This window comes from Labrenzia sp. OB1 (genome assembly GCF_001624695.1).
Lineage (GTDB): Bacteria > Pseudomonadota > Alphaproteobacteria > Rhizobiales > Stappiaceae > Roseibium.
In genome coordinates this window covers 1-24619 of the sequence record NZ_JSEP01000030.1, presented here as the reverse complement: position 1 = coordinate 24619, position 24619 = coordinate 1, and the positions used below count along the sequence as shown (strand labels likewise).

Sequence of the window (24619 nt, the reverse complement as noted above, 5' to 3'; positions counted from 1 at the left end):
CAGGTCTGCTTTCAGGACAGTGACGTGCAAACTCATCTGAAATTCGCCGCGCATATCTTGCGCCTTGTCTCGACGGCCGCACTGTGGCTGGCGGGAACCGGTCTCATTCTGATGACGGTCTTCATCACCGCTCAGGTCTTCATGCGCTATGTCATGAACGACAGCATCATATGGAGCGAACCGGCTGCTGTTATTCTGATGGGCTGGTTCATTTTCCTGGGCGCCGCCGTGGGCATCCGTGAGGGGTACCATCTCAGCTTCGATGTCCTGCTGTATTTCGTACCGCAGAAAACAAAGCTGATCCTTTTCAGCATCTCGGATGTGGTCGTGGCCGCTTTCGGCTTCGGCATGGCCTGGTTCGGCGCCAAACTGGCCCTGTCGGCCTGGGATGTCGTGCTGCCATCGCTCGGGATATCCGGGGCAATCGATTTCCTGCCGCTCGTCGTCGGCGGCTGCCTTGTTTTCCTGTTTTCAATTGAACGACTTTTCCGCCGTGCGGCCGGCCTACCGACCGCCCGCTTCGGCGAAGATCCTGTGGAAGAGATCTGATATGGAACCGGTTATCCTCTTCGGCACATTTGTCGTTCTGCTCCTCATCGGCACGCCGGTGGCGTTCTGCCTCGGCGCGGCGTCCCTTGCCACTGTCCTCTATATGGGACTGCCGCCCGTCATCGTGTTTCAGCGGCTGAACTCAGGCGTCTCCGTCTTCGCGCTGATGGCCATCCCCTTCTTTATCTTCGCCGGCGAACTCATGGTGCGCGGAGACATCGCCCGGCGGCTCGTTGCGCTCGCGGGGGCGGTCGTAGGCCATATGCGCGGCGGCCTCGGCCAGGTCAACATCACCGCCTCGGTTCTGTTCGGCGGCATCTCGGGCTCCGCTGCCGCAGATGCCACTGCCATCGGCGGCCTGATGATCCCGCAGATGAAGGAAAAGGGCTATTCAGTCCAATACGGCGTCAACGTCACCGTGATGTCCTCGATCATCGCGCTGTTGCTGCCGCCTTCTCACAACATGATCATTTATTCGATCTCCGCCGGCGGACGGCTTTCGATCGCCGATCTCTTCACGGCCGGCATCTTCCCCGGCCTGCTGCTCGCCGTTTCGCTGATGGTCACCGCCTGGTTCGTGGCAAGAAAAGCCGGATATCCAACCGAAGCCTTCCCCGGCTGGTCCGCGCTCGGCGCGCTTTTCCTCAATGCCATTCCCGGCCTGCTGCTGATCGCCATCATCTTCGGCGGCGTGCGTTCGGGGATCTTCACCGCATCGGAAAGCTCGTGCATCGCGGCGGTCTATGCGCTTCTGGTGACCGCCCTTGCCTATCGCACCATGCACTGGCCAGAGTTTGTCGGGGCGACCAAGGCAGCAGTCCGGACAACGGCCATGGTGCTGCTGGTCATCGGTTCGGCGGCCTCCTTCGGATGGCTTCTGGCGTTCCTGAAAATCCCGGCGGAACTTGTGGCGTTCATGAAGAACGTCTCGCAGAACCCTCTGATCATCCTCCTGATGATCAACATCGTGCTGCTGTTCCTCGGAACCTTCATGGACATGTCGCCGCTGATCGTGATCACCACCCCGATCTTCCTTCCCGTAGCGACCGCTTTCGGCGTCGATCCGGTGCATTTCGGCGTTATTCTGGTTCTCAACCTGGGGATCGGGCTGTGTACCCCTCCGGTGGGGACAGTGCTGTTCGTCGGCTGCGCGGTCGGAAAGATTTCAGTCTGGGACGCGGTCCGCACAATCTGGCCCTTCTACGGGGCCGGCATCTTCACCCTTCTTCTCGTCACCTATATACCGGCACTGTCGCTCTGGCTGCCGTCCCTGTTCCACTGAGGCTGATAGTATGTTTGTAAAAACCTTTCCCGAAGTCGCCGCCGATCCGGGCATTCTCCGGCAGGTCCTGTCCGACAGTGCCGAGCTGATGGTCGTCGCCTTCCGGTTCCAGAAAACCGGAGCCGAAGGCAAGCTCCACAGTCATCCGCACATCCAGTCCACCTATGTTGAGAGCGGCAAGTTCCGCTTCAGCATCGAGGGCAAGGAATTCGAGGTCGGCCCCGGGGACAGCTTCGTCATCCCCTCCAAGGCCATGCATGGCTGTGTCTGCATCGAGCCGGGTACGCTGATCGACACCTTCACGCCCCGCCGCGACGACTTTCTGTAAGAACCGCCCTACACCCGAGGACTTTTGCCATGACCAATGTAGAAACCCGATACGCGATCGACCCGGACACCGCGAGAAAGCTCGACACCCAGGGCCTGCGCGATCATTTCCATGCCTCCGGCCTGTTCGTCGAGGGCGAGATCAATCTGGTTTACACCCACTACGACCGTCTGATCCTGGGCGGCGCGGTTCCAGGCTCGGGCGAGCTTGTTCTGGACCACGTCCATGAAGCCGGCACCCCGTCCCTGCTCGACCGCCGCGAACTCGGCATCTTGAACATCGGCGATGCGGGAACCGTCAAGGTCGGCGGAAAGACCTATGACGTCGGCCGAGGCGACGTGCTCTATATCGGCATGGGCTCCGGTCCGGTGACCTTTTCCGGCCCCGGACGGTTCTACGTGCTGTCCGCGCCTGCGCACCGGACCTGCCCGACCAAACTGATCACCGTGAAGGACGCGCGCCGGGTCGAACTCGGCTCCGCCGAGACCTCCAACGAACGCGTCATCCTGCAGTTCCTGCATCCGGAAGTCGCCGAGAGCTGCCAGCTTCTGATGGGCTACACCCAGTTCGCACCGGGGTCTGTCTGGAACACCATGCCCGCCCACCTGCACGACCGGCGCATGGAAGCCTACCTCTATTTCGAACTCGGCGAGGACCAGCGCGTGTTCCATTTCATGGGCAAGCCGGAGGAAACCCGCCATCTTGTAATGGCAAACGAGGAAGCGGTTGTTTCCCCGCCCTGGTCCATCCACTGTGGCGCGGGCACAGGCGCCTACACATTCTGCTGGGCGATGGCCGGTGACAATGTCGACTTCACCGACATGGACATGGTTGCAATGGGAGACCTGCGGTGAATTCCTTCTCTCTCGAAGGCAAGCGCGCGCTGGTGACCGGTGCAAATACGGGCATCGGCCAGGCGATTGCCATCGCCATGGGCGCGGCAGGCGCGGAGGTGCTCTGCGCCGCCCGCCGCGACTGCGACGAAACCCTGTCGAAGATCGAAAATGGCCGCCACGTGGCGGTGGATTTCGCCGATCCCATGGCGGCCGTACCGCTGTTTGAAAACGAGACGATCGATATTCTGGTCAACAATGCCGGAATTATCCGACGCGCGGATTCCGTCGATTTCTCCGAGGCCGACTGGGACGACGTCATCGATGTGAATCTGAAAGCCGTGTTCTTCACCTGCCAGGCTTTCGGCAAGGCCGCCCTCGCGGCCGGACGCTCCGGAGCCGTCGTGAATATCGCTTCGCTGCTCTCCTTCCAGGGCGGCATCCGGGTGCCGTCCTATACGGCTTCCAAACATGGCGTTGCCGGCATCACCAAGCTGCTTGCCAACGAGTGGGCGGCCAAGGGCATCAACGTCAACGCCATCGCGCCGGGCTATATCGCCACCAACAATACCGAAGCCTTGCGCAACGATCCGGACCGCAACCGTCAGATCCTGGAGCGGATCCCGGCCGGACGCTGGGGAGAAGCCAGCGATATCGGCGAGGCTACCGTGTTCCTCGCCTCGCCTGCAGCGAAATACATTCACGGAACCGTCCTCAGTGTCGATGGAGGCTGGCTTGCGCGTTAGTCGTGAAAAGGGTCCGGCACCGACGGCTGGCATCGTCCACCTGGGTCTGGGAGCATTCTTTCGGGCCTTCGGTGCCGTCTACATCGAAGAAGCCATGGAAAAATCCGGCGGCGACTGGGGCATCATCGGCGTCAGCCTGCAAAGCCCGACGACGCGCGATCAGCTCGCGCCGCAGGATTTCGTATATACGGCCCAGGAACTGGGGCCCGGCGGCTCCCGTCTTCACCAGGTCGAGATCATCCGCGACGTTCTCGTCGCACCCGAGTCGCCCGAGGCCGTTCTGGCCGCAATGGCCGATGCCGCAATCCGGATCGTTACGCTGACGGTGACCGAAAAGGGCTATTGCCACGATCCGGCGTCCGGCAGCCTCAACTTCAAGCATCCCGGGATCCAGCACGACCTGACAAGCGAACTGCCGACGACCGCGCCGGGGTACCTGGTCAGGGCGCTGCAGCGACGCAAGGCAGCGGGCCTCCCGCCTTTCACGGTTCTGACCTGTGACAATCTTCCCGACAACGGCCGCCTGGTGAAGGGCATTGTTCTGGAACTGGCCAGAAAAATCGATCCATCCCTGGCGGACTGGCTTGAAGCGGAAGGCCGCTTTCCGGCCACCATGGTCGACCGGATCGTCCCGGCGACAAAGCCGGAGGACATCGAGGCGCTGAGCGCCAGGACCGGACGTCACGATGCCGCGCCCGTAATGCATGAGCCTTTCCGGCAGTGGGTGGTGGAGGACGACTTCGTTCCCGCCTACGGCAAGGATGCACGGCCGGACCTTGGTGCTGTCGGTGTCGAACTGGTCGACAACGTGACCGCTTATGAGCACATGAAGCTCAGAATGCTCAACGGCACACATTCCTCGCTGGCCTATCTCGGCTATCTGGCCGGACATGAGACCATCGCCGAAACGGTCGCCGATCCCGTTCTTGCCGCCTATGTCAAACGGCTCTGGAAGACCGAGATCATTCCGTCCTTCACCGCGCCACCCGGCGTCGATCTCGCAGGTTACGCAGACGCCCTGTTCGACCGCTATTCAAATCCCGGCATTCGGCACCGCACCTGGCAGATCGCCATGGATGGAAGCCAGAAGCTGCCGCAGCGGATCCTGGGAACCCTGCGCGACAACCTTGCCGCCAACCGCGCCTGCCCCGGCCTCCTTACCGCTGTTGCGGCGTGGATGATCTATGTTGGCGGAACCGATCTCAGCGGCCGGCCCATCGATGTGCGCGACCCGCTCTCCGGCAGGCTCAGGGCCCTTTCCGACGGTGCTTCCGATGCGCGAGGCAAGGTCGCCGCGCTTCTGGGCGTGCGTGACATTTTCGATGCCGATCTGGCGGACGCCATGCGAGCGGATGTTACCGCCGCCCACGAGCGCCTGACATCCGGCGGCGTTCACCGAACTCTTGAGGCACTCGCATGATTGAAGGCTGGCGCTGGTATGGCGCTCTCGACCGCATTTCCCTGTCTGAAATCGCACAGACAGGAGCATCCAGCATAGTCACCGCCCTCCACGAGATCCCCTACGGCGAGGTGTGGCCGCGTGAAACGGTCGCCACCCGCAAGATGCAGATCCGTGACGCCGGGTTCGACTGGACGGTCGTGGAAAGCCTGCCTGTCCACGAGGCAATCAAGCGTGGCGAAGGAGATCTGACGCAACTGTTCGCCAACTATCGGCAGTCCATGGCCAATCTTGCCGCCGAAGGCATCCGGGTGATCTGCTACAACTTCATGCCGCTCCTGGATTGGACCCGCACGGATCTGACTGCACCGGTAAGTCGCGGCGGCTCCTGCCTGAGGTTCTCCGCCGAGAAAATGGCCGCGTTCGAACTCTTCATGATCGAGCGGCCCGGAGCGGAGCAGGATTACACGGCAGAAAACATCGCCGCCGCGAAACGCTGGTACGAGACCGCAACATCCGAGGATCTCGACATTCTCGTCACGGCAATCATGGCCGGACTGCCGGGCGCCTATGACCGTTACGACGTTCAGGGACTGCGGCAGGCGCTGACGCCCTATGCGGGCCTCGACCGGAATGCCCTGCGCGCGAGTTTCAAACGGTTTCTCGATGAAGTCATTCCGGCCGCCGAAGACCTGGGACTGAGCTTCGCCGTTCATCCGGACGATCCGCCAAGGGACATCCTCGGACTGCCGCGCATCGTCTCCAATGCTTCGGACATCGACTGGATCCTGTCCGCTCACGAGAGCCTGTCCAACGGGCTGACATTGTGTGCCGGTTCGCTTGGAGCCAATCCGGCAAACGATGTGCCGGCCATCGCGAAACAGTTTGCCGGGAAAATCCATTTCGCCCATTTGCGCAACGTCGCGAAGGAACCGAGCGGGTCCTTCGAGGAAGCAGCCCATCTTGAAGGTGACACCGACATGCCGGCGCTGATTGAGGTGCTCATGCGCGAGGAACGGCGGCGGAAAAGCGAAAACCGGCGGGACAGCGACATCGTCTTCAGACCCGACCACGGCCATGAATTGCTGACCGACGCTAAAAAGGGAACCCATCCCGGCTATCCGCTCATCGGCCGCATGCGCGGCCTGGCCGAACTGCGGGGCATTATTGCCGGGCTGAAACACGTGGCCTGAAGCACGCCGCATGAACTGCGGAGTACCCGTTGCGTCCCCCTATTCGACAAACCTGTGCCGGGACCGTGCGGTCCGTTTCAGCCGGTAGCTCGACGGACTTGCACCGATATACTGTTTGAACATGCGGCTGAAGAAATAGGGATCCGAATATCCAAGTTCCGCGGCCGTTTCCTTGACTGTCTGCCCGAGACCCAGCCGGTGCACCGCATATTCCATCCGCTTGAATTCCAGGTATTTCTGCGGCGTCATCCCGATCCTCTCGCGAAACGCCCTGCGGAAATAGTCTCGGTTGTAGGGAACCATCTCCATCGCTTTTTCCAGGCCATTTTCCAATAGCGGTTCAGCGGCAAGCCGTGAGGCGAGCAGCATGATCTGCAGCGACAACTGACCCTGATTGGCGAGCAGATCCCCCTCCTCCCTCCAGCCGAGGAATGCATCGTCAAGGAATGCAAGCAGCAGGACCATGAACTGGTGGTGCTGCACGAGTGTCGGACTGGTGGTCGCCGCCATGGTCCGGTAGTGTTCGATGAGAGGCTGAAGAACCGGCCAGTTGCGCAATGTCACCTTACGCTGCAGCCGCATCTGGTCAATCAGATCGGCGCGCCCGAAGAGATCGAGGGTGAAGTGCTGCGCAACGCCGGTATAGTCTCCGCCGCCGCCGTGAACGCCGCGAAACCGCTCCCGCCCCCGGATCAGCATGGCCTCGCCTTCCGAGAGTGTGAAACTCTCCTCTCCCATCCGGTACCGGGCCGTTCCCGACAGGCAGAACACAAGATCATGGACCGGATTGATCTTGTTGATCCGCCAGGTCTGCGCATGCTTCATCCGGATGGGCGTGCGGGCAAGACGCAGAGAAAGCGCCTGCACGGGAATACGTGTGAGAGGACTATGTTCGCTTTTCTCCATGTTTTTGTTTATTAGCCTTCATTTGAATCTCACTGACCCGTCGATAAAATCAGAAAAGTGAGAGAAGCGACACCCGTAATGACCGCTCTCCATGGGAGGAAACAGTGCCAGCCCCGCGCCGGGACAGAATTATCCAATCGCGCAGCGGCAGGCACTTTTTTGCAAAAGACATGAAACATTCCGAATACGGAACTCCGGTTAAAATCGCATATATCGGCGGGGGATCGCTCAACTGGGCGCTGAACCTCATGTCGGATCTTGCGCATGATACACGCCTGGCCGCCGAGGTCAGGCTTTTCGATATCGACCGCGCCGCGGCCGATCGCAACGAACGGATCGGCGCCCGCTTCGCCGATGTCTCAAGAGGTACGCCGGCGCGATACCAGGCTGTGGACCGGATCGAGCACGCCCTAGACCAGGCAGACGTGGTGGTGATTTCCATCCTGCCGGGCCGCTTCGCCGACATGGCCAACGACATCGCCATTCCCGCAAGATACGGCGTTCCCCAGGCGGTCGGCGATACGGTCGGCCCGGGCGGTTTCATACGCGCCCTGCGCGCGGTGCCGATATTCCTGGAGATCGGAGCGGCAATCCGCGATCACGCGCCGAATGCTTTCGTCTGCAATCTGACCAACCCGATGAGCGTCCTCACGGGCGCTCTCTACAGGGCTTTCCCCGACATCAGATGCTGGGGCGAATGCCACGAGGTCACCAAGATCCGCAAGATCGCCGCCTGGATCGCCAACCGGGATGCCGGCGAGGATCTCTGGGAGTTCCGCGACATCGCCGTCAATGTGCTCGGCATCAACCATTTCACCTTCGTCGACAGCATCACCCTGGCGGGCCGGGACATGATGCCCGCCTACGGGAAACTCGCGGCGGATCATGCAAACATCGGATGGAGGGAAAGAGAGCCCTCACCCGACGATGAACATGCCCGCTACTTCGAAGACCGGAATCGCGTGAAATTCGATCTCCTCAACCGGTTCGGAATCGCGGCCGCGGCCGGTGACCGTCATCTGGCCGAATTTCTACCCGCCGGGGAGTATCTGAAAAGCCATGCGGACTGGGATTTCGCGCTTACGCCTGTGGAGTTCCGCATCCGCCATCAGGACCAGAGACGCCGGCGCGCCGAAGATCTCGCCAACGGAAGAACCGCGCCCGTCGCCGGCCGCTCCGATGAGGCCCTGATCGATCAGATCGCAGCACTCATGGGGCAAGGCAAACACATTTCCAACGTCAATTTGCCCAACAGGGGTCAGATGGACGGACTGGATACGGACGCGATCGTCGAGACCAACGCCGTATTCCTGAAGGGGAGAATTGTCCCGGTGAATGCCGGCAGACTTCCGCCGGAACTGGAAAAGATCGTTCTGGATCACTCCAGGCGGCAGACGCAACTGTTGGCCGCCATTGCGGACGCAGACTACGGCGGCCTCACCCCGCTGTTTTGTTCAGATCCGCTCGTCCGGGACCTGACCGAACGGGATGCACACGCGATGTTCCGGGAAATGATTTCTTCAACGGCTCATCTGCTTCCCCACGGTCTTGCGGTGGAGGCGGCCTGATGGGGGGAGACAACAAGTATCTCGGCTATTTCTATGTCGCGCCGTATGTTGCCGGTCTGTTGCTGTTCACGGCATTCCCTTTCGCCGCGTCCTTCTACCTCAGTTTTACCGACTACGACCTGCTTTCCACCCCCAAATGGACGGGTCTGGACAACTATCACAAGCTGTTCACACGCGACCGCACCTTCGACAAGTCGCTGAAGGTCACGCTGCTCTATGTCTTCATGACGGTGCCGATCAAACTGGCCTTCGCGCTGCTGATCGCGGTGATCCTGAACTACCGGCTGAAGGCGATCAATTTCTTCCGCACGGCCTATTACGTGCCCTCGATTCTGGGGGGATCGATCGCGATTGCCGTCCTGTGGCGCTATATCTTCGCCCAGAGCGGCCTGGTCAACATGATCATCGGTCTCGTCGGGCTGGAGCCCATAAACTGGTTCGGTGACCCCCAGAACGCGCTGATCACCATCACGCTCCTGCGCTGCTGGCAATTCGGCTCGGCCATGGTGATCTTCCTCGCCGCCCTGCAGTCCGTCGACAAGTCGCTCTATGAGGCGGCTTCCATCGACGGCGCCAACCAGTGGCATCTGTTCCGCTACATCACGCTGCCGCTGATCACCCCTGTGATCTTCTTCAACCTGATCATGCAGACGGTGCAGGCCTTCCAGGAGTTCAACGGCCCCTACATCATCACCGAGGGCGGCCCGCTGAAATCAACTTACCTGCTGCCCCTGTATATCTATGAAAAAGCCTTCAAGAGCTTCGACATGGGCTACGCCTCCGCGATTGCCTGGGTGCTCTTCGCGATCATCATGGTCCTGACCCTTGCCGCCTTCTGGTCGTCCAAGAAATGGGTCTACTACGCCGGCGACAAGAGGAGCTGACCGATGACCGCCTCTTTCGACCTGAACCCGCAAAAACTGCTGTCCACAAGCGAACCGGCGACCGCCATGGAAATCAAGCTGCGCCGCCGCAGCAGGATTTCCAGTGCCATGCGCTACAGCGTTCTGCTGATCTTCGGCCTGATCATGCTCTATCCGCTCATCTGGCTGATCGGCGCCTCGTTCAAGACCAACTCCGAGATTTTCGCGAGCCCGTCGTTCTGGCCCAAGGATCCGACCCTGTCGGGCTACATCAAGGGCTGGGAAACATCCACGCCCTACACCTTCGGACGGTTTTTCTGGAACACATTCCTGATAATCACACCGAAGGTCATCGGCACGGCCATCTCCTGCACGCTCGTCGCCTACGGTTTCGCCCGGTTCGACTTTCCCGGCAAGCGCATCCTGTTCATGACGGTGATCGCAACCCTGCTGCTGCCGAACGTGGTGACCCGCATCCCGCAATATCTGCTGTTCCGCGACATCGGCTGGCTCGACAGCTTCCTGCCGCTCTGGGTGCCTTCGGCCGTTGCCGGAGATGCGTTTTTCGTCTTCATGCTGATCCAGTTTCTGCGGGCCATTCCCCGTGACATGGAAGAGGCGGCAAGGGTCGATGGGGCCAACACGCTGCAGACGCTGGTCTACATAGTCGTGCCCATGCTGATGCCGGCCATCGTCTCCGTCTGCCTTTTCCAGTTCATGTGGACCATGAACGACTTCCTCGGACCGCTGATCTATCTGTCATCGATCGACAAGTATCCGGTGAGTCTGGCCCTCAAACTGTCCATCGATACGACAGAGGCCTTCGACTGGAACCAGATCCTGGCCATGTCGGTCCTGGCGCTCGCGCCGTCGCTGACGGTGTTTTTCATCGCACAAAAATACTTCATCGAAGGTATCTCGACAGGAGGGGTCAAAGGCTGATGGCCGAGCTGCAACTGAAGTCCGTCGAAAAGACCTACGGCAGCGGCTTCAAGGCCGTGCATGGCATCAACCTCACCGTACAGGAAGGCGAATTCATGGTGCTGGTCGGTCCCTCCGGCTGTGCCAAGTCGACCACATTGCGGATGATCGCCGGCCTGGAGACCATAACAGGCGGCGAAATCCGTATCGGCGAACGTGTCGTCAACGACATCGTCCCGGGCAAACGCGGCATCGCCATGGTGTTCCAGAATTACGCGCTCTACCCGCATATGAAGGTGAAGAACAACCTCTCCTTCGGGCTGCGCCTGAAGCGCCGGCCCAAACCCGAAATCAACGACGCCACCCAGGACGTCTCCAAGGTTCTGGAGATCGAAGAGCTTCTGGAACGCTTGCCGAAACAGCTTTCGGGCGGCCAGGCCCAGCGCGTCGCGGTCGGTCGGGCACTGATCAAGCACCCGGAGGTGTTCCTGTTCGACGAGCCACTTTCCAACCTCGACGCCAAGCTGCGGGCCTACATGCGGGTCCGCATTACCGATCTCCACAAACGTCTGAAGGCGGAAGGCCGCCCGGCGACTGTCGTCTATGTCACACATGACCAGGTGGAAGCCATGACCATGGGCGACCGGATCTGCGTCATGCGCGAAGGCCACATCATGCAGGTGGCGGACCCGGTCACGCTCTATGAGCGTCCCGCCAACGCCTTCGTGGCCGGCTTCATCGGCATGCCGGAAATGAACCTTGTGGACGCGGTGCTGACGACCAACCAGGTGCCCCACATCACGATAGGTGACCAGACCATCAGGGTTGACGAAGGTCTTGGCGAGCGGCTCAGCGAGACAACGGGTCCGGTGAAGTTCGGCATTCGCCCCCAGCATCTGGAAGTCTGTCCGCAGGGAACGGAAAACGCGCTTTCGGGAACAGTGACCACTGTCGAATTCCTGGGTCACGAAATCAATCTTCATATTGGCATCCATGGCCAGATCTTTGTCGCCGTGGTGCCAAGCGACCATCTCACCGCAATTCCGAAACGCGGAGATGCTGTCGCACTCAAACCTATCGGACACCGGATTCATCTGTTCGACAGGTACAGCGAGCAGAACATCTCGCTTGCCGGACTTTAAGTCTGATCGTCATGGGAGGAAGAAATGACAGGATTGAAACTTGGCCTTGGTGCGTTGCTGACCGCAACCGCGCTTGCAACAACAGTTTCCGCTGCGGGCGCGGTGGAATTGCGCATGAGCTGGTGGGGGGGCGACAGCCGCCACGCAGCCACCCAGGAAGCCCTGAAGGTTTGCGGTGAAAAGCACGGCCACACGATCAAGCCGGAATTCACGGGCTGGTCGGGACACCTGGAAAAGGTCACCACTCAGATCGCCGGTGGAACCGAAGCCGACATCATGCAGATCAACTGGCCGTGGCTGCCGCTTTTCTCCTCCAACGGCGAAGGTTTCGCCGATCTGAAGGAGCTGTCCGGCGTCATCGAGCTGGACAACTGGACCGATGCCCAGCTGGATTCGACCTCTGTGAACGGTCACATCAACGGCCTGCCGGTTTCCACCACCGGACGTGTCTTCTTCTTCAACAAGACCACATTCGACAAGGCAGGGGTTCCACTGCCGGCAACCTGGGACGAATTGTTCGCAGCCGCCCAGCAGGTCCGTGAAAAGCTCGGCGAGGAGTATTATCCGCTCAACGCCATCAAGGAAACCGCGGCCCTGCTGGTTTCGCTCTACACCACCCAGCAGACAGGCAAGGATCTCATCGATCCGGCAACCGTCACCGTTGCCTGGACACCCGAGGAACTGGCTGCGGGCATCGAGGTCTATGGCAAGATGATGGAAAGCGGCGTGACCATGACCCAGCAGGAGGCCAATGCCGCGGGCAACGCCAACCTTTATGAAAAGCCGGAATGGACGGATGGGCGGATCGCCGGGTCCTATGAATGGGATTCGACCTACTTCAAGTACTCCGACCCTCTTCAGGAAGGTCAGAATCTTGTTCCGGTCAAGATCCTGACGGGCGAAGGCGCACAGACGGAAGGCATTTACCGCAAGCCATCGATGATGTTCTCCATCTCCAAGCGCTCCGGGAACAAGGAAGCGGCCGGCCAGATCCTCAACTGCCTGCTCAACGAGCCTGAAGGGATCGAGGCACTCGGCACGACCCGCGGACTGCCGGCGTCAAAGGCTGCGTCGGGCCAGTTGAAGGCCGCCGGCAGCATCAAGCCGGAGCTGGCGGATGCCAATGCCATCATCATGGCAGCTTCCGGCCCCACCGTATCGCCGCTAAACGAGCATCCGGACGTTCGCTCGATCTTCCTGGATACGCTTGAAGAATATGCCTACGGGCAGATCGATGCCAACGCGGCCGCCGAGCAGATCATCGACGGCGTCAACGAGGCCATCGAGGAATACCGTCCCTGAACATTCGGGGCGGCCGGGTTCCCCCGGCCGCCTCCTGTTCGCTTTGACCGCAGTGTTTCAATGACCCTACTCAAGCTCATTGCCGCTTCATCGAGGACGGCAACCGTACTCCTCGCGCCTGCCGGGGCGAAATATGCCCTGCCGGAGCCGGTCGGGTTCATATTGACGTCGCTGACGGACAAAGAGTCCGTTTCCGGTCGGACGGAGCAAGCCGTCCTGCAGTTGAACGATCTGCAACCGGACACCGGTTACAGCCTGACCTGCATGTTCGGCAGCATCGAGTTCCGCACGAGGCAATGTCTTGGCGCGATAGACATCGCCGCCCACGGCGCTAAGCCTTCAGCAGCGGACAATTCGCCTGTCATTCAGGCAGCCATAAATGCCGTCCCCGAAGGCGGCACGCTTCTCGTCCCGCCAGGCCGCTTCATGACCGGCCCGTTGTTTCTGCGCTCCCGCATGACCCTTCATCTGGCGCAAGGTGCGGAGCTAGCCGCCATCGGCGACTGGCAGGACTGGCCGATCCTTGAAGAACGCGATGCGGCAGGCCGCGTCGTTGGAACCTGGGAGGGGCTTCCGGAAAAAAGTTTCGCGGCCCTGATCACAGCGGTCGGCTGCAGGGATATTGCCCTGACAGGAGCCGGAGTTATCGACGGCGGCGGCGACCGCGGCGACTGGTGGACGTGGCCGAAGGAAACAAGACGCGGCGCTCGCCGGCCGAGAACGGTTTTTCTCGCCCATTGCGATCACGTGCTCATGTCTGGCCTGACAATCCGCAATTCCCCCTCGTGGACCGTCCATCCCTTCCACAGCCGTCATGTCACGGCGGCCGGACTGAGGATCGAAAACCCGTCCGACAGTCCCAACACTGACGGCCTGAACCCGGAATGCTGCGAGGAGACCAAACTGACCGGCATCCATTTTTCGGTTGGCGACGACTGCATCGCCGTCAAATCCGGCAAACGCGGGGGGGACAGGCTCGACCACCTTGTGCCGACACGAAATCTGACCATCAGCCATTGCCTGATGGAACGGGGCCACGGTGCGGTAGTGCTCGGATCGGAAATGAGCGGCGGGATCAGCGGCGTCAGGATTGAACACTGCCGTTTCCTCGGCACCGACCGCGGCCTGAGGATCAAGACGCGCCGGGGCCGTGGTGGACGGGTCGCCGATATTTCCATGACGAATGTCGACATGGACCGTGTCGCGACCCCCTTCGCCGCCAACGCTTTCTATTTCTGCGACGCCGACGGAAGATCCGACGCCGTCCAGTCCCGCGACCCGGCACCAGTGGACGGCACCACACCGCAGGTCGCCGCGATCACACTGAAAGATATTACTGCGACCAATGTTCAATTGGCGGCGGTCGCTCTTCTCGGCCTGCCCGAAGCTCCGTTTTCGGGTATCCGCATAGAAAACATGCTGGTGTCCTTCGATCAGGATGCCGTTCCCGACGTACCGCTCATGGCGTGTCGGGTCCCTGCCTGCCGACATGAGACTATTGTTGCTCAATTCGCAGAAGTCGTTGGCGGAATAACTCTTGCCCCCAAGGACAAACCCCATGCTGACTGACTTTTTCGACCGGTATGCAACGGATTACAAACCCTACAAGGGCGGCAACTGGTGTTACGAGGACGGCCTGATCTATCGCGGTCTGGAGTTGCTGCACATGGCAAGCGGCGAAAGCCGGTGGCTCGCCCATCTCAAGCGACTCGTGGATGCACAGATCCTGCCGGGGCCGAAACTCTCCGGTTATGTCCTGTCAGAATACAATATCGACAATGTCAGGGCGGGCGGCGCCCTGCTGTATCTCGACATGCTCACGGGCGACCCGAGATATCTTGCATGTGCCGACCTTCTCGCCGATCAGCTCGCCACGCATCCGCGCACCAAATCCAACGTCTACTGGCACAAGGCGCGCTATCCCTGGCAGATCTGGCTGGATGGCCTTTATATGGCCGCTCCCTTTCAAATCGCCTATGCCCATGCGCGCAACCGGCCCGAGCTGATCCGCGATTCCCTGACCCAGATCGGCGTTGCCCTGCAAGAAACCTATGTACCGGAAACCGGTCTTTACGCTCACGGCTACGACGAGATCCGCCACCAGGACTGGGCCGATCCGCGGACAGGCAAGTCGCAGGCGCACTGGGCCCGTGCGCTTGGCTGGCTGAGCATGTGCCTTGTGGATGTGGCCGACCTGATCGGACCTGAAACCTTTTCACCGCTGCGGCAACAGACCACCGACCTCCTGAACCGCATCCTCGAACTGCGCACGAAAGACGGCCTCTGGCTTCAGATAATCGATGCGCCCGATCTTGAAGGCAATTACCCGGAGACATCCGCCTCGGCAATGTTCATCTATGCTCTGGAGCGCGCGCAGGCCCTCGAACTCATCGCCCCGGTCCGCGAGGATCTTATGGGAAGCCTGACCGCCCATGCGATCGGCCCGCGCGCCGACGGCAGAATACGTATGTCCGGCATCTGCGAAGTCGCGGGTCTCGGAGGCTTTGAAGGCGTATACCGCGATGGAACGCCTCAATACTATCTCAGCGAACCTGTCGTGGAAGACGATCCGAAGGGCGTCGGCCCGCTGATGATGGGCGTTGCGACGATCATGATGAACAGAACCTCCGAAGACATCGCCGCGCTCACATGACGGCAAAACCCATCGGAGGAGTTTCAAAGCGCGGCCTTGAGACCCGGCCGTGATTTGAGCCGTGCGAGCAGAGATGCGGAAAGCGGTTCCGGGCGGGCGCCCGCGATGGTCTCCAGCACGCCCCGATCTCCGTTTCGCAGCCCCCCGCCAGCCATGGCATTCGTATAGATGTTCAGGGCGATCTCCGGTCCGTAGATGTCCCAATCGATCTCCTCCACCGGTAGGCCGCCAGCGGCACCCTCGGCCAGCGAGCGCACACTGTCTGCGCCCTGAGCCACCACTGCCAATTCCGGTTGGGGACCTTCCGGGACCAGATCGAAATCGGCCCCAAGAAGGCTGGCGGCATCCATGATGCCGGCCCCGAATTCCCCGGAGTTCCATCCAGGAACCCTTCTTGCGGTGGCGGCGACGAGCCGCGTGAAGCTCTGCTGCAGTTTCTCACCCCGCGCATCTGCTTTCGCGACAAGGCCGTCCCGGCCATGATGGGCGAGCCAGCAGGCAGCCACACCGGCGGCCAGCGCAGCGGCGAAACTGGTTCCCTGGCCTTGTCCGGTCGAAAAACGCGCCTCCTCGTCGACGCGTTCCGCCCGCGCCCTGTAGACATTTTCGGCCGGTGCGCTGATCGCCACCGAAGCTCCCCGGCAGGAGCCCCTCCAGGGCTGATCGTCGATATTCGTTCCCGCGACCGCCATGCAGTCGTCGTAACGCGCCGGATAGACCACCTCCCGCACACAATTGCCCGAGGCCGCCATGACGATGATGTTTTTACGCACGGCTCTGCGCACCGCGGCCCGCAGGAAAAACGACGGCACGCCTCCCAGGCTCATGGTGATGACGTGGGCGCCATTGTCCACCGCATAATTGATCGCCTCGGCGACACTGAGTTGCGAGGTGCGCACAACACTGCGAATGGCCCGGATCGGCATCAGGACGGCCTTCGGGGCGGACCCGAGCACATCGCCGGGCGCCTTGCTGAAAACGACACTGGCTGTGGCCGTTCCATGACCGTTGTTGCCGAACCAGGCTGTCAACGGATCCTCCGGATCGCTATCTCCCTGAATGAGGTCGATGGGGTCTCGTAACCGGATGCCCTGCAGCTCGGCATGCTCTGTCAGACCTGTATCGGGCTGAGCGATCACGATACCGGCCCCCTGCGCGCGATCCGGTGGCGACAGGCCCCAGGCCTGTTTGACACGCATCGCCGTCAACGCCCATTGCTTGTCGGCCTCCACACGCGGTTCCGGCGGCGCCCAGCATCCCCCGGCGGTCGCGACTGCCAGTTCCTCCAATCGCTGCGGACCGCCAAGGTCCGGCTCCACGAAAATGCCGGTCAGGATTTCCGGCTCGGCGTTGGAAAGTCCGAATGCATCTATCAGCCGGTAGACCGCCTCGAAACACAGATGGGGACTGTCGTAGAAGCTCCGGCCCGCCAGGGTCAGAACGAGCATTTCCGGTTCATCGTCCCTGAGGGGCTGTTCGACCGTCACCGCGAACTTGCCCTCGAAACTTCGGGCGATCTCGTCCATCGCCCTTGCGGTGTCTTCTCCCGGCTTCAAGAGCAGCGAGAACCGTGCCGGAGGCAGAGGCTGACCTGCCTCGATCCCGAAGGTCGCCTGAAGCAAAATGTTCAGGACATTTTCAAGTGCATTCCCGTCGACAGCCATTATGGATGCCTCCCAAATTCATGTCCGGAGGAAGTCTGCCGAAATCAATTGCCGGTCTCCACGTCCCACAGCGCATCGTGGTTCCGATGCTGCTCCGTGACCCCGTTCCTGAAGAACTTCTCGTAATAAGGCAGTTCGACGTGATGCACCTGAAGCCAAACACCTGGCACGTGGATCGCTTCGCAATGCGCGGGGAACCGGCCATGGGTGTCGTGAATGTAGGTGCAGATGTCCCGCACGCAGCTGATGACGTCCTTGTCGTATTGCGCCGCCTCTTTCAGATAGCGCTCGCCGTAGTCGTCCTTGTAGATTTTCTGGAAAGTATCACCGTCCTGGTAGACACCGCCTGACCCGAATTTCTGTGCGACGACCGCATCCACCGCTTCGCTCATGCTGGCGTAATTCGGCGGGCATTTGGCCTTGATCAGGTCTTCGTCCTGATGCCGCAGGGCAACCGGATGCGCCCGGACATCGGCAAACCGCGGCAACGGCACGTGCCACCTCAAAATGTCCATCAGCCGCCACTTGGGAACCACATGGTCAAACCCCAGCATCGGCCCGAACTGATCGCGGAACTTGGGATCCCCCGTCAGCACCGGCGGGCTGATGGTTGCGTGGATCCAGGCCCCGAGCCCCATGGCTTCGGCGACCAGAAAGAGGTTCTGCAGCAACAGAGGCGCTTCAAGCTGGGTTCGCAAGGACCCGACAACGCCAAGCGGAACCTTGATATCGTCATTCAGAAAGCCGCGGCGGATCCAGTCCTTCACCCCGGCGGACATGTAGAAATTCCTGTCGTCCACAAGGGCGGGACGGGCACCGTCCGGTTGGGTGAGGAGATACATCAGCCCGTTGATATACTGATGCGAAAGGTCCACCACCGGAAGCAGGATCGTCGTGCCCGGCAGATTGGACAAGAGACGGTTGGAGTCCAGATAGGCGGGAAAGTTCCGTGCGCCCTTCTCCACGTCCAGGCGCCTGTCCAGCAGCTTGACCTTGGCCTCATTCGCCCGCCTGATCAGCGCATCGGGCGAGAACGCCTCTTCGCTCGCCGGCAGCTGCCGCAGAAAATAGGTTCCCGTATCGTTGATCAGAAAAAAATGGGTGCCCTGCGCGTTGTCGGGACTGCCGGCCGTCCGGCCCGTCATCGTCAGGTTCGGTTTTGCCATGACAAGACGGCCGGTATCGGGATCCTGAAACGGCCGGTCGGGCATGGTCAGACCGGTCGCGCCGGTCATCGCGATCAGCAGCGCTTCCTCCAGCTCCGAAAGGGGTTTGGGTTCCTGCTGCGAGCGGTAGGTCATGGACCCGGCGGCAACTTCCTCAACACCGCGCGGAACCCTGTGGGTCCTGCGCTGCCGGATCGTCTCGATCAGGGGCCGGCTTAGTAGATCTGCAAGTCCACCGTGAATTTCCGCGTTGTTGTCCATGTCAGGTTTCCACCCTTGCCGCAGGCACCTGAACAATCGCCCGGACCAGCGCGCCGGCAACCAGAAGTCCGGTAAAGACAAATCCGAGTATCTGGATGGCCCCGCCTCTCAGAGCGACCAGGGTCAGGGCGAAGATCAGAAATGCCAGCAGCCTTGCGATCAGTTGAACCCAATAGGACTGGAACCGCGCCGGCAGCAGCCAGATCATCGCGACATCAAGCGTCCACACGGCCAGAAGGAAAAAATTACCCCCGGCGATAAGCGTCCCCTGCTGCACGAATGTGTCGGCGATGCCGTCGAAAATGATGAAAATCGCCCAATAGGCATGCAGCAGGAACACCACCCAGGCAGCGGTCCAGAAAAGATAACCGAGATTGGCGATTGCCTGATTTGTCGTTCGAAACAGCCAGAAGGCGAGCGCCGGAACAAGCAGGAAGGTCGTCGCCCAGATTGTCAGTTTGGTGCGGCCCAGTTCCAGTGCGCCACCCAGTTCCGGTGCGAACATGGTCCACAGGATCAATAGCGTGGTCGGCACACTCATCGCGGTGAACTGCGCGAGTGTCACCGCCTTCGGTTTGTCATGGTTCATGGCGGACCTCACAGGGTTTTCAGATAGGCGAGCAGATCGCCAAGGGCAGCCGGGTCCCGTCGGGGGTCGTCGATTGCCCAGGGATAGTCATGACCGGAATTCGCGTTGCCCGGCGCCGACGTGTCGAACTGGAAATAGCGCAACGCATCCTTGCGCGGCGGACTGGCGAAACCCGCGCGATCAGTGTCATAGAGATTCTGGCCCCGATAGAACTGTTCCCGCCGCGGCTCCAGGTTGATCAGCTCCGCCAGTGTCAGGACGCTGGCATTATGCAGGTAGGGCGCCCGCAGAAAGGCTCCGTCGATCGGGCCGGCCACATACCCCCGGATGGCGATGTTGTCAGCGTCTTCCGGTTGCGGAAAGATTTCGCTCCTGTCGAGCGCGAAAGGATGGTCTTCAGGAAAATACCGGTAAAGCGCATCGGGCATTTCGCCGTAGTGACGAAACATGACGCGTTCCGGATCGGTGCCGATTTCGGCAACCGGGATCACCTCGTGGGTCCGTTCGCCCGGTTCCCAGCTCTGGTCCGCCCTGTCACCGTGACAGGTCATGCAATTTGCCCGGTAGACCTCCCGTCCACGGCGCACCGCCTCCGGATCCTGCGGCGCGGCGTCGGGGAAAACATCCTCGAAGCGCGGCGGTGCGAGCGTGACCGTGTATTCGATCGCCTTGCGGATGTTGTGCACGATTTCCGGATTGGCCAGATTCACATCCGTTGCGCCGGCAGCGACCGCAGCCAGTGAGCTTCGCGCCTCCGAACTGGAGATCGATCCGTCGAACTGCGCCCGCTCGCGCCAGCCCTGATTATAGATCGTCGCAATCTTGGAATGGATCGGCAGGTCGTTCGCAGGGTAGTTCATCACGTTACGCAACAACGTGCGGAAGGCCAGAGTCCGTGTCGGCCCCGTCGGCGTGACGTCCTCATCGCGCGAGCGGCCATTGCCGTAGGGTTCGTCGAACCGGGAAATATTCTCGGTCATCCGGTCGCGGATCTGGCCGAGCCACATGCCGATCATGAGCCGCTGCATCAGCCCCAGGCTCTTGCCGGTCTTGTCTTCATAGGCTTCGGTGATCGCGTCCACCGTCAGCACGAAAGGCGCGTCCGACGCCGCCTCGCCCACCGGCGCCGGCTGCCGTTCGAGGAGCGAAGCCTGGAATGCGTCGAGCCAGGCGAACAGATTGATCGAAACGCTCCCCGGGCCGACGAGCCGGGCGGCCGCTCCGCCGTCCGAAGTGCGCAGTTCGGTTGTATGGCACAGGGCGCAGGTCAGGGCGACGAACCGGACCGGTGAAGGCGCGGCGGACTGGGGCCGGTAGTTGGTCGTGGTAAAGCCGATGGGAAGCCCGTCCGGGTTTTCCGGATCGTTCAGAAATCCGAACTGTTCCACCCAGCTGCCCGCAGTCTGTCCGCCCGGCTGAAAATGGTGCGGAAACAGGTCCGGCAGCACAAGGGCAACCGGCAGCGGCATCACCTCTGTCCCGATGGTGCCGTGCCGAAACGCTTCAGGCGTATCCCGGAAGACCGGTTTCGCCCAGCCTCCTTCGATATAGATGAACAGACCCGTCAAGCCGAGCGCGATCAGCAGGACCGCGTTGCACGCCCAAAGAGCCGTCCGCCAGACGTAATTGAGGCGGTGATTGGAGACCGGCATTGCACATGCTCCTCAATTCTGCCGCCGCCGCCACGGGGCGAACGCGCTTTGCCCCGTTGGCAGAACGGACGCAAAGTCAGGGAAGTGACGCAGAATAATGCTGCTCATGGTGTTTTCCTGCACCCAGGCAATTCCGAGCGGCGAATAGATTTCCGGCCGGAAATCGACGGTCAGGAAACGGTCAGACTGCAACCTGCGGGTCGCCATCAGGATGAAGATACGGAACGAGGTGTCGGAGAACCCGAAGCCCGGAGGCGGCGTTTCGGCAAAAAGACCGACCATCGTGTCCACATCGTCGATGGATTTATAGACCTCCTTGAGCAGACGCACGTTTTCGCTGTCGGCGGTGATGTCCTCCCAGCGCTTGATCGGCGGCTTGTGCAGCCCCTGCCGGAACTTGTTGTAACGGGGAATGCCACGGGAGCGTTCGCGCACAAGGTCGACAACCGACAGATCGATTATCTCGGATTTGCCGTCCGGCGATGTTCGGGTGAAGTTCTGCAGGGACCTTGGATAATTGTGCAGCGTGATCGCACCCGGATGCGCGATCCCCATGGAATAAAGGACGCTGGACAGGCCGATACGCCGCATCTCCTCGTCCGTCCGGATGCCCTGCACCGAGTTGAAATCGAGCGTTTCCTGAAAGGCTCCGGTCTGCGCATCGTGAATGCGGTAGTCGTCCGGAAGAAGCGGGTGCAGCCTGTAGACTGTGACGAAATCCTCCGTCAGACAGTATCTGGCGTTGTGGTGATCGGGAAGCGTGTCCGGAATGCCGCGCAAGGCGTGGGCTTCCTGAAGCCATAGCCCCATGCGCGTGAACGCACCCGCAGGGCCTGACCAGTTGGCGTTGAGGGCGACGTCGATTTCCGGGGTTGCCAGAATGGCCGGCGTCCACTCCACCGTATGGATCTTGGCGATCAGCGCGGAGATGATCAGACGGGCTGTCTGGTAGACCCGTTCGTCGCTCCAGTCCCTGTATTCCCTGTGCAGCGCGTCGCATATGGCATTGTGCTCGCGGGCGAACAGGGTGTGCAGGGATGACAGGCCAAGCCACCAGCTTTCATTGAAGCCGGTCACTTCCATGCCGATATTGTCTTCCGGAAGGTAACCGTTCTCAAGATGCAGCTTCGCACCGCTGCCTTCCCGAAGACGCTGCGCGTTCTGCAGGGTGCTGCCGTAGATTTCCGAGGCGTCCCACCAATGGGAAACGGTGTTCCCGAAAACAGGGTTCATGTCGTCGGCAGCCCCCAACGGACGGTCGCCGGAAATCCGCATTGTGTTTTCTTTTTTGCCGCGCGGCGTGTTTTTCCACGTCATACCGTCGGGCATGGGAACTACAACATCCCGCTGGCCGGGTGGAAAGCGGCTGTGCTGCACCCAGTCATGCACCTGGAACTGGATCCATGCGGCGGCGAGCACATTCAGCGATGACGCCGGGATGAATTGTTTGCGGTAAAGCAATTCGCGGCTGACGAGAACGGGATTGGGCGTATTCACATCGCCCGGACGCGGATCAGGGGGCAGGTTACGGCCGAAGGCGGCGCCTTCGCGGCCCATGTCGGGAACGCTCAGATCGTTCTGCTTCCCGTCGAAGCTTCTGCTGTCGCGGAAATTTTCCGGTACCGCAGGTTCCGGCTGGGTCGCCTGCGGGTTCGGTTCGACCGGTTCCCGGTCGATGAGGTTTTCCTTGCGCAACTGGTGACGCAGAAGCGACAGGTTCAAGAGCGCCACCAGGTGCGGCAGCCGGTACCAAGGAAGCCAACGGTTGAGCAGCGAAAAGACATGCGAGAAACACGCCGTCACGACCCGGTTGCGCAAGGGCATCGGCTCGTAGAAACGTCTGCGCAGCCGATGCGCGGCGCTTGCCGCATAAACGGCTTTTCTGGCACGGTTGAGATTGCCGAGAGGCCGGAATTCGGGCGTGGTGTTCCAGGGATTGAAGGAGAGTCCGTCAATCTCTGCTGTTTTCGCCTGGGCCTCCAGCGTCGTGATGTCCTGCTTAGGAACAGTAAGCGTCGCGACCACGATCGGCCGGGAGCTCTCCTGTGGCCATTCGGCTGCGGCATCTTCAACCGGCGTGACATCTTCACTGACGAACCGCTGAACGCAGAGCTCCCAGCTCACATCTCCCTCGATCAGCAAATTCGCCATTTCGGCGCGCAGGTAGTTCGGATCGTCCGGCGGTTGCCAGTCTTTCACCCTCCCCTGCGTGACGCTGCCGGATGCAGGACGCAGGAAATACCTGACAGGACCGCCGTCCTCACCCCAAAGGATCGCGCCACGGCTCCAGAAACTCTCGCCTGCCAGCGACTGGACCGGCCGGCCCGTTCCTCCGGCGACATTGCGCAGCATGCGGATAGCCTCTAACGGGCCGACGGCGAACATCAGTTTCGCTATACCGAGAATGCGGTTGCCCGCCATCGCCGACGCGAAGGCGATGAACTGGGAGGCATCGCGCGCATGCGGAACCGGGAAATTGGTCATCAGCAGGTCATGCACCGCCGCCCCGGTGTCCACGCGCAACGCAGCCCCGCGCAGATCGCGCTGCCCGTCCCCCTGGTGCACGCCACTGGCGTTCGACAGGCGCAGGATGACCGGAAACTCGGCACCGGCCCGCCATCGGCCGACGGTCAGGTCCTCCGGCAGATCGTCAGCGATCCTGAGGGTAGCAGTCTCGACCGCCAGCAGCGCCTTGGCGTGCTGCGCGCGGTCTATACGCAAAGCGCCGGACCGGCGCCGCACCGTGTCCTGGATCTTCAGTATCGCGACGGAAAAACGCTCGAAATCACGACGCTCCGAGTCCGCGTCGCCATGAGCACCTTTGTAATGTTCCCAACGTGTGATCTTGTCGAAACCACGATCAACGTCGTGTTCGACTTCGCCGTCCGGAGCCAGCATACGCCCCTCCAATTACAACTTTAAGTAGAATTAAGTTAAGTCAAAAATCAAATAATATTCAGTAGTACAAGGAAACTATATACCCAGCGGTTGCATATTTCAATACAGGAATCTCCACCCCATCGCCAAACCGGCCGTCGCGAGGACATTCACAAGATCGCACTGCGCTGTACAAAGTGAAATACCCCGATTGCTCAAGGACATCCGGAGCACTCTCGGTCCCCGGAGGCAGTCCAGGTATTTTTGCCTTTCGTTTGCGCTATATCTGTTCCAAAACGACGTCAGCCCTTTTGGTTTTCCCTGATGGGGTTATTTTGGTTTCGTTCGGGAGATTTGTTTTTGTCTTGCAGCGTTGGTCGAAGCGCTTCTTGCTAGCTGAGGATGTCAAGATCTGTGACCGTAAGCAAACAAAACAGCCCCCTTGGTTTTCACCGAGGGGGCTGATTTTTTTTATGATTTGGTTGCGGGAGCAGGATTTGAACCTGCGACCTTCAGGTTATGAGCCTGACGAGCTACCGGACTGCTCCATCCCGCGTTATATTTTGTTTCAGGGGTTTGTTTGTGTCCCCGTTGGGCTTGAGGCACGGCCATGAGGCTGCCGGCCTGTCAGGTCGCTCTCGCGGATCGCAGCGTGCAGGTCGTTGCGCGCGTGAGCGCTATTGTTGAAGAGTTAGCGCTCAGGTAGCCGAGAGGCGGTAGCGCGC

Annotated in this window: 20 protein-coding genes and 1 tRNA gene; 14 read left to right on the top strand and 7 right to left on the bottom strand. The window is 60.8% G+C overall.

Translation table 11 applies throughout. The features are described 5' to 3' along the window. Positions 1-24 precede the first annotated feature (24 nt). The 7 genes from OA90_RS25160 to uxuA are packed head-to-tail and all read left to right on the top strand — an operon-like array spanning position 25 to position 6330. Positions 25-549, top strand: coding sequence for a TRAP transporter small permease (locus tag OA90_RS25160; protein WP_068419436.1), 525 nt, complete (start codon positions 25-27; stop codon positions 547-549). 1 nt (position 550) lies between these two features. Next, positions 551-1831: a TRAP transporter large permease gene (locus OA90_RS25155; RefSeq protein WP_068419435.1), complete on the top strand. Its 1281-nt coding sequence runs from the start codon at positions 551-553 to the stop codon at positions 1829-1831. Between the two features lie 10 nt (positions 1832-1841). Beyond that, positions 1842-2159 (top strand): cupin domain-containing protein, encoded by a 318-nt coding sequence (locus OA90_RS25150; RefSeq protein ID WP_068419433.1) that lies wholly within the window; start codon positions 1842-1844, stop codon positions 2157-2159. A 29-nt stretch (positions 2160-2188) separates the two neighbouring features. Beyond that, entirely contained in the window at positions 2189-3013 is an 825-nt protein-coding gene (kduI, locus tag OA90_RS25145) for a 5-dehydro-4-deoxy-D-glucuronate isomerase (protein WP_068419432.1), read from the top strand. Beyond that, a complete protein-coding gene (kduD, locus tag OA90_RS25140; protein ID WP_068419430.1) occupies positions 3010-3738 on the top strand; it encodes a 2-dehydro-3-deoxy-D-gluconate 5-dehydrogenase KduD in 729 nt (242 codons plus the stop codon). Before kduI ends, kduD begins: the two co-directional genes overlap by 4 nt. Next, a complete protein-coding gene (locus OA90_RS25135) occupies positions 3728-5158 on the top strand; it encodes a mannitol dehydrogenase family protein (protein ID WP_244274710.1) in 1431 nt (476 codons plus the stop codon). Before kduD ends, OA90_RS25135 begins: the two co-directional genes overlap by 11 nt. Then, positions 5155-6330, top strand: coding sequence for a mannonate dehydratase (gene uxuA / locus OA90_RS25130; protein WP_068419426.1), 1176 nt, complete (start codon positions 5155-5157; stop codon positions 6328-6330). Before OA90_RS25135 ends, uxuA begins: the two co-directional genes overlap by 4 nt. 39 nt (positions 6331-6369) lie before the next feature. Here uxuA and OA90_RS25125 read toward each other — a convergent pair whose 3' ends face one another. After that, complete coding sequence (locus OA90_RS25125; protein ID WP_068419424.1) at positions 6370-7236, bottom strand: AraC family transcriptional regulator; 867 nt, start codon at positions 7234-7236, stop codon at positions 6370-6372. Between the two features lie 170 nt (positions 7237-7406). Here OA90_RS25125 and OA90_RS25120 point away from each other — a divergent pair, with 170 nt between their 5' ends. From OA90_RS25120 to OA90_RS25090, 7 genes are all read left to right on the top strand, one after another. Continuing rightward, on the top strand, positions 7407-8804 hold the full coding sequence (locus tag OA90_RS25120) for an alpha-galactosidase (protein WP_068419422.1): 1398 nt from the start codon (positions 7407-7409) through the stop codon (positions 8802-8804). Next, positions 8804-9688 (top strand): sugar ABC transporter permease, encoded by an 885-nt coding sequence (locus tag OA90_RS25115; RefSeq protein WP_068419420.1) that lies wholly within the window; start codon positions 8804-8806, stop codon positions 9686-9688. Before OA90_RS25120 ends, OA90_RS25115 begins: the two co-directional genes overlap by 1 nt. A gap of 66 nt (positions 9689-9754) precedes the next feature. Then, positions 9755-10609 (top strand): carbohydrate ABC transporter permease, encoded by an 855-nt coding sequence (locus OA90_RS25110; RefSeq protein WP_244274711.1) that lies wholly within the window; start codon positions 9755-9757, stop codon positions 10607-10609. After that, on the top strand, positions 10609-11730 hold the full coding sequence (gene ugpC, locus OA90_RS25105) for a sn-glycerol-3-phosphate ABC transporter ATP-binding protein UgpC (RefSeq protein ID WP_068419416.1): 1122 nt from the start codon (positions 10609-10611) through the stop codon (positions 11728-11730). Before OA90_RS25110 ends, ugpC begins: the two co-directional genes overlap by 1 nt. A gap of 24 nt (positions 11731-11754) precedes the next feature. Further along, positions 11755-13032, top strand: a complete 1278-nt coding sequence (locus tag OA90_RS25100) for an ABC transporter substrate-binding protein (RefSeq protein ID WP_068419414.1) — start codon at positions 11755-11757, stop codon at positions 13030-13032. A gap of 60 nt (positions 13033-13092) precedes the next feature. Continuing rightward, positions 13093-14601 carry a glycoside hydrolase family 28 protein gene (locus OA90_RS25095; RefSeq protein ID WP_068419412.1) on the top strand — a complete coding sequence of 503 codons (1509 nt, stop codon included), beginning with the start codon at positions 13093-13095 and terminating at the stop codon, positions 14599-14601. Beyond that, positions 14591-15685 carry a glycoside hydrolase family 88 protein gene (locus OA90_RS25090; RefSeq protein ID WP_068419410.1) on the top strand — a complete coding sequence of 365 codons (1095 nt, stop codon included), beginning with the start codon at positions 14591-14593 and terminating at the stop codon, positions 15683-15685. The genes OA90_RS25095 and OA90_RS25090 overlap by 11 nt, the downstream gene beginning before the upstream one ends. Before the next feature lie 23 nt (positions 15686-15708). On the opposite strand, the gene OA90_RS25085 is transcribed toward OA90_RS25090, so the two are convergent. From OA90_RS25085 to OA90_RS25060, 6 genes are all read right to left on the bottom strand, one after another. Continuing rightward, the gene (locus tag OA90_RS25085; protein WP_068419409.1) at positions 15709-17349 is read right to left on the bottom strand and encodes a S8 family serine peptidase; all 1641 of its coding nucleotides are present in this window, start codon (positions 17347-17349) and stop codon (positions 15709-15711) included. 44 nt (positions 17350-17393) lie between these two features. Next, entirely contained in the window at positions 17394-18776 is a 1383-nt protein-coding gene (locus OA90_RS25080) for a hypothetical protein (RefSeq protein ID WP_068419407.1), read from the bottom strand. Between the two features lies 1 nt (position 18777). After that, positions 18778-19365 (bottom strand): hypothetical protein, encoded by a 588-nt coding sequence (locus OA90_RS25075; RefSeq protein ID WP_068419405.1) that lies wholly within the window; start codon positions 19363-19365, stop codon positions 18778-18780. Positions 19366-19373: 8 nt separating this feature from the next. Beyond that, entirely contained in the window at positions 19374-21017 is a 1644-nt protein-coding gene (locus tag OA90_RS25070; protein ID WP_068419403.1) for a hypothetical protein, read from the bottom strand. A 12-nt stretch (positions 21018-21029) separates the two neighbouring features. Then, complete coding sequence (locus OA90_RS28220; protein WP_082837270.1) at positions 21030-23915, bottom strand: peroxidase family protein; 2886 nt, start codon at positions 23913-23915, stop codon at positions 21030-21032. A 458-nt stretch (positions 23916-24373) separates the two neighbouring features. Beyond that, positions 24374-24450 (bottom strand) — tRNA-Met (locus OA90_RS25060). Positions 24451-24619 lie beyond the last annotated feature (169 nt).

Excerpts from the sequence above, each read along its gene's own strand:
- ugpC (WP_068419416.1), top strand. The coding sequence starts at position 10,609 with ATGGCCGAGCTGCAACTGAAGTCCGTCGAAAAGACCTACGGCAGCGGC.
- OA90_RS25150 (WP_068419433.1), top strand. The coding sequence starts at position 1,842 with ATGTTTGTAAAAACCTTTCCCGAAGTCGCCGCCGATCCGGGCATTCTC.
- OA90_RS28220 (WP_082837270.1), bottom strand. The coding sequence starts at position 23,915 with ATGCTGGCTCCGGACGGCGAAGTCGAACACGACGTTGATCGTGGTTTC.
- OA90_RS25075 (WP_068419405.1), bottom strand. The coding sequence starts at position 19,365 with ATGAACCATGACAAACCGAAGGCGGTGACACTCGCGCAGTTCACCGCG.
- OA90_RS25095 (WP_068419412.1), top strand. The coding sequence starts at position 13,093 with ATGACCCTACTCAAGCTCATTGCCGCTTCATCGAGGACGGCAACCGTA.
- uxuA (WP_068419426.1), top strand. The coding sequence starts at position 5,155 with ATGATTGAAGGCTGGCGCTGGTATGGCGCTCTCGACCGCATTTCCCTG.
- OA90_RS25115 (WP_068419420.1), top strand. The coding sequence starts at position 8,804 with ATGGGGGGAGACAACAAGTATCTCGGCTATTTCTATGTCGCGCCGTAT.
- OA90_RS25090 (WP_068419410.1), top strand. The coding sequence starts at position 14,591 with ATGCTGACTGACTTTTTCGACCGGTATGCAACGGATTACAAACCCTAC.
- OA90_RS25125 (WP_068419424.1), bottom strand. The coding sequence starts at position 7,236 with ATGGAGAAAAGCGAACATAGTCCTCTCACACGTATTCCCGTGCAGGCG.
- OA90_RS25100 (WP_068419414.1), top strand. The coding sequence starts at position 11,755 with ATGACAGGATTGAAACTTGGCCTTGGTGCGTTGCTGACCGCAACCGCG.
- OA90_RS25110 (WP_244274711.1), top strand. The coding sequence starts at position 9,755 with ATGGAAATCAAGCTGCGCCGCCGCAGCAGGATTTCCAGTGCCATGCGC.
- OA90_RS25120 (WP_068419422.1), top strand. The coding sequence starts at position 7,407 with ATGAAACATTCCGAATACGGAACTCCGGTTAAAATCGCATATATCGGC.
- OA90_RS25070 (WP_068419403.1), bottom strand. The coding sequence starts at position 21,017 with ATGCCGGTCTCCAATCACCGCCTCAATTACGTCTGGCGGACGGCTCTT.
- OA90_RS25080 (WP_068419407.1), bottom strand. The coding sequence starts at position 18,776 with ATGGACAACAACGCGGAAATTCACGGTGGACTTGCAGATCTACTAAGC.
- kduI (WP_068419432.1), top strand. The coding sequence starts at position 2,189 with ATGACCAATGTAGAAACCCGATACGCGATCGACCCGGACACCGCGAGA.
- OA90_RS25085 (WP_068419409.1), bottom strand. The coding sequence starts at position 17,349 with ATGGCTGTCGACGGGAATGCACTTGAAAATGTCCTGAACATTTTGCTT.
- OA90_RS25155 (WP_068419435.1), top strand. The coding sequence starts at position 551 with ATGGAACCGGTTATCCTCTTCGGCACATTTGTCGTTCTGCTCCTCATC.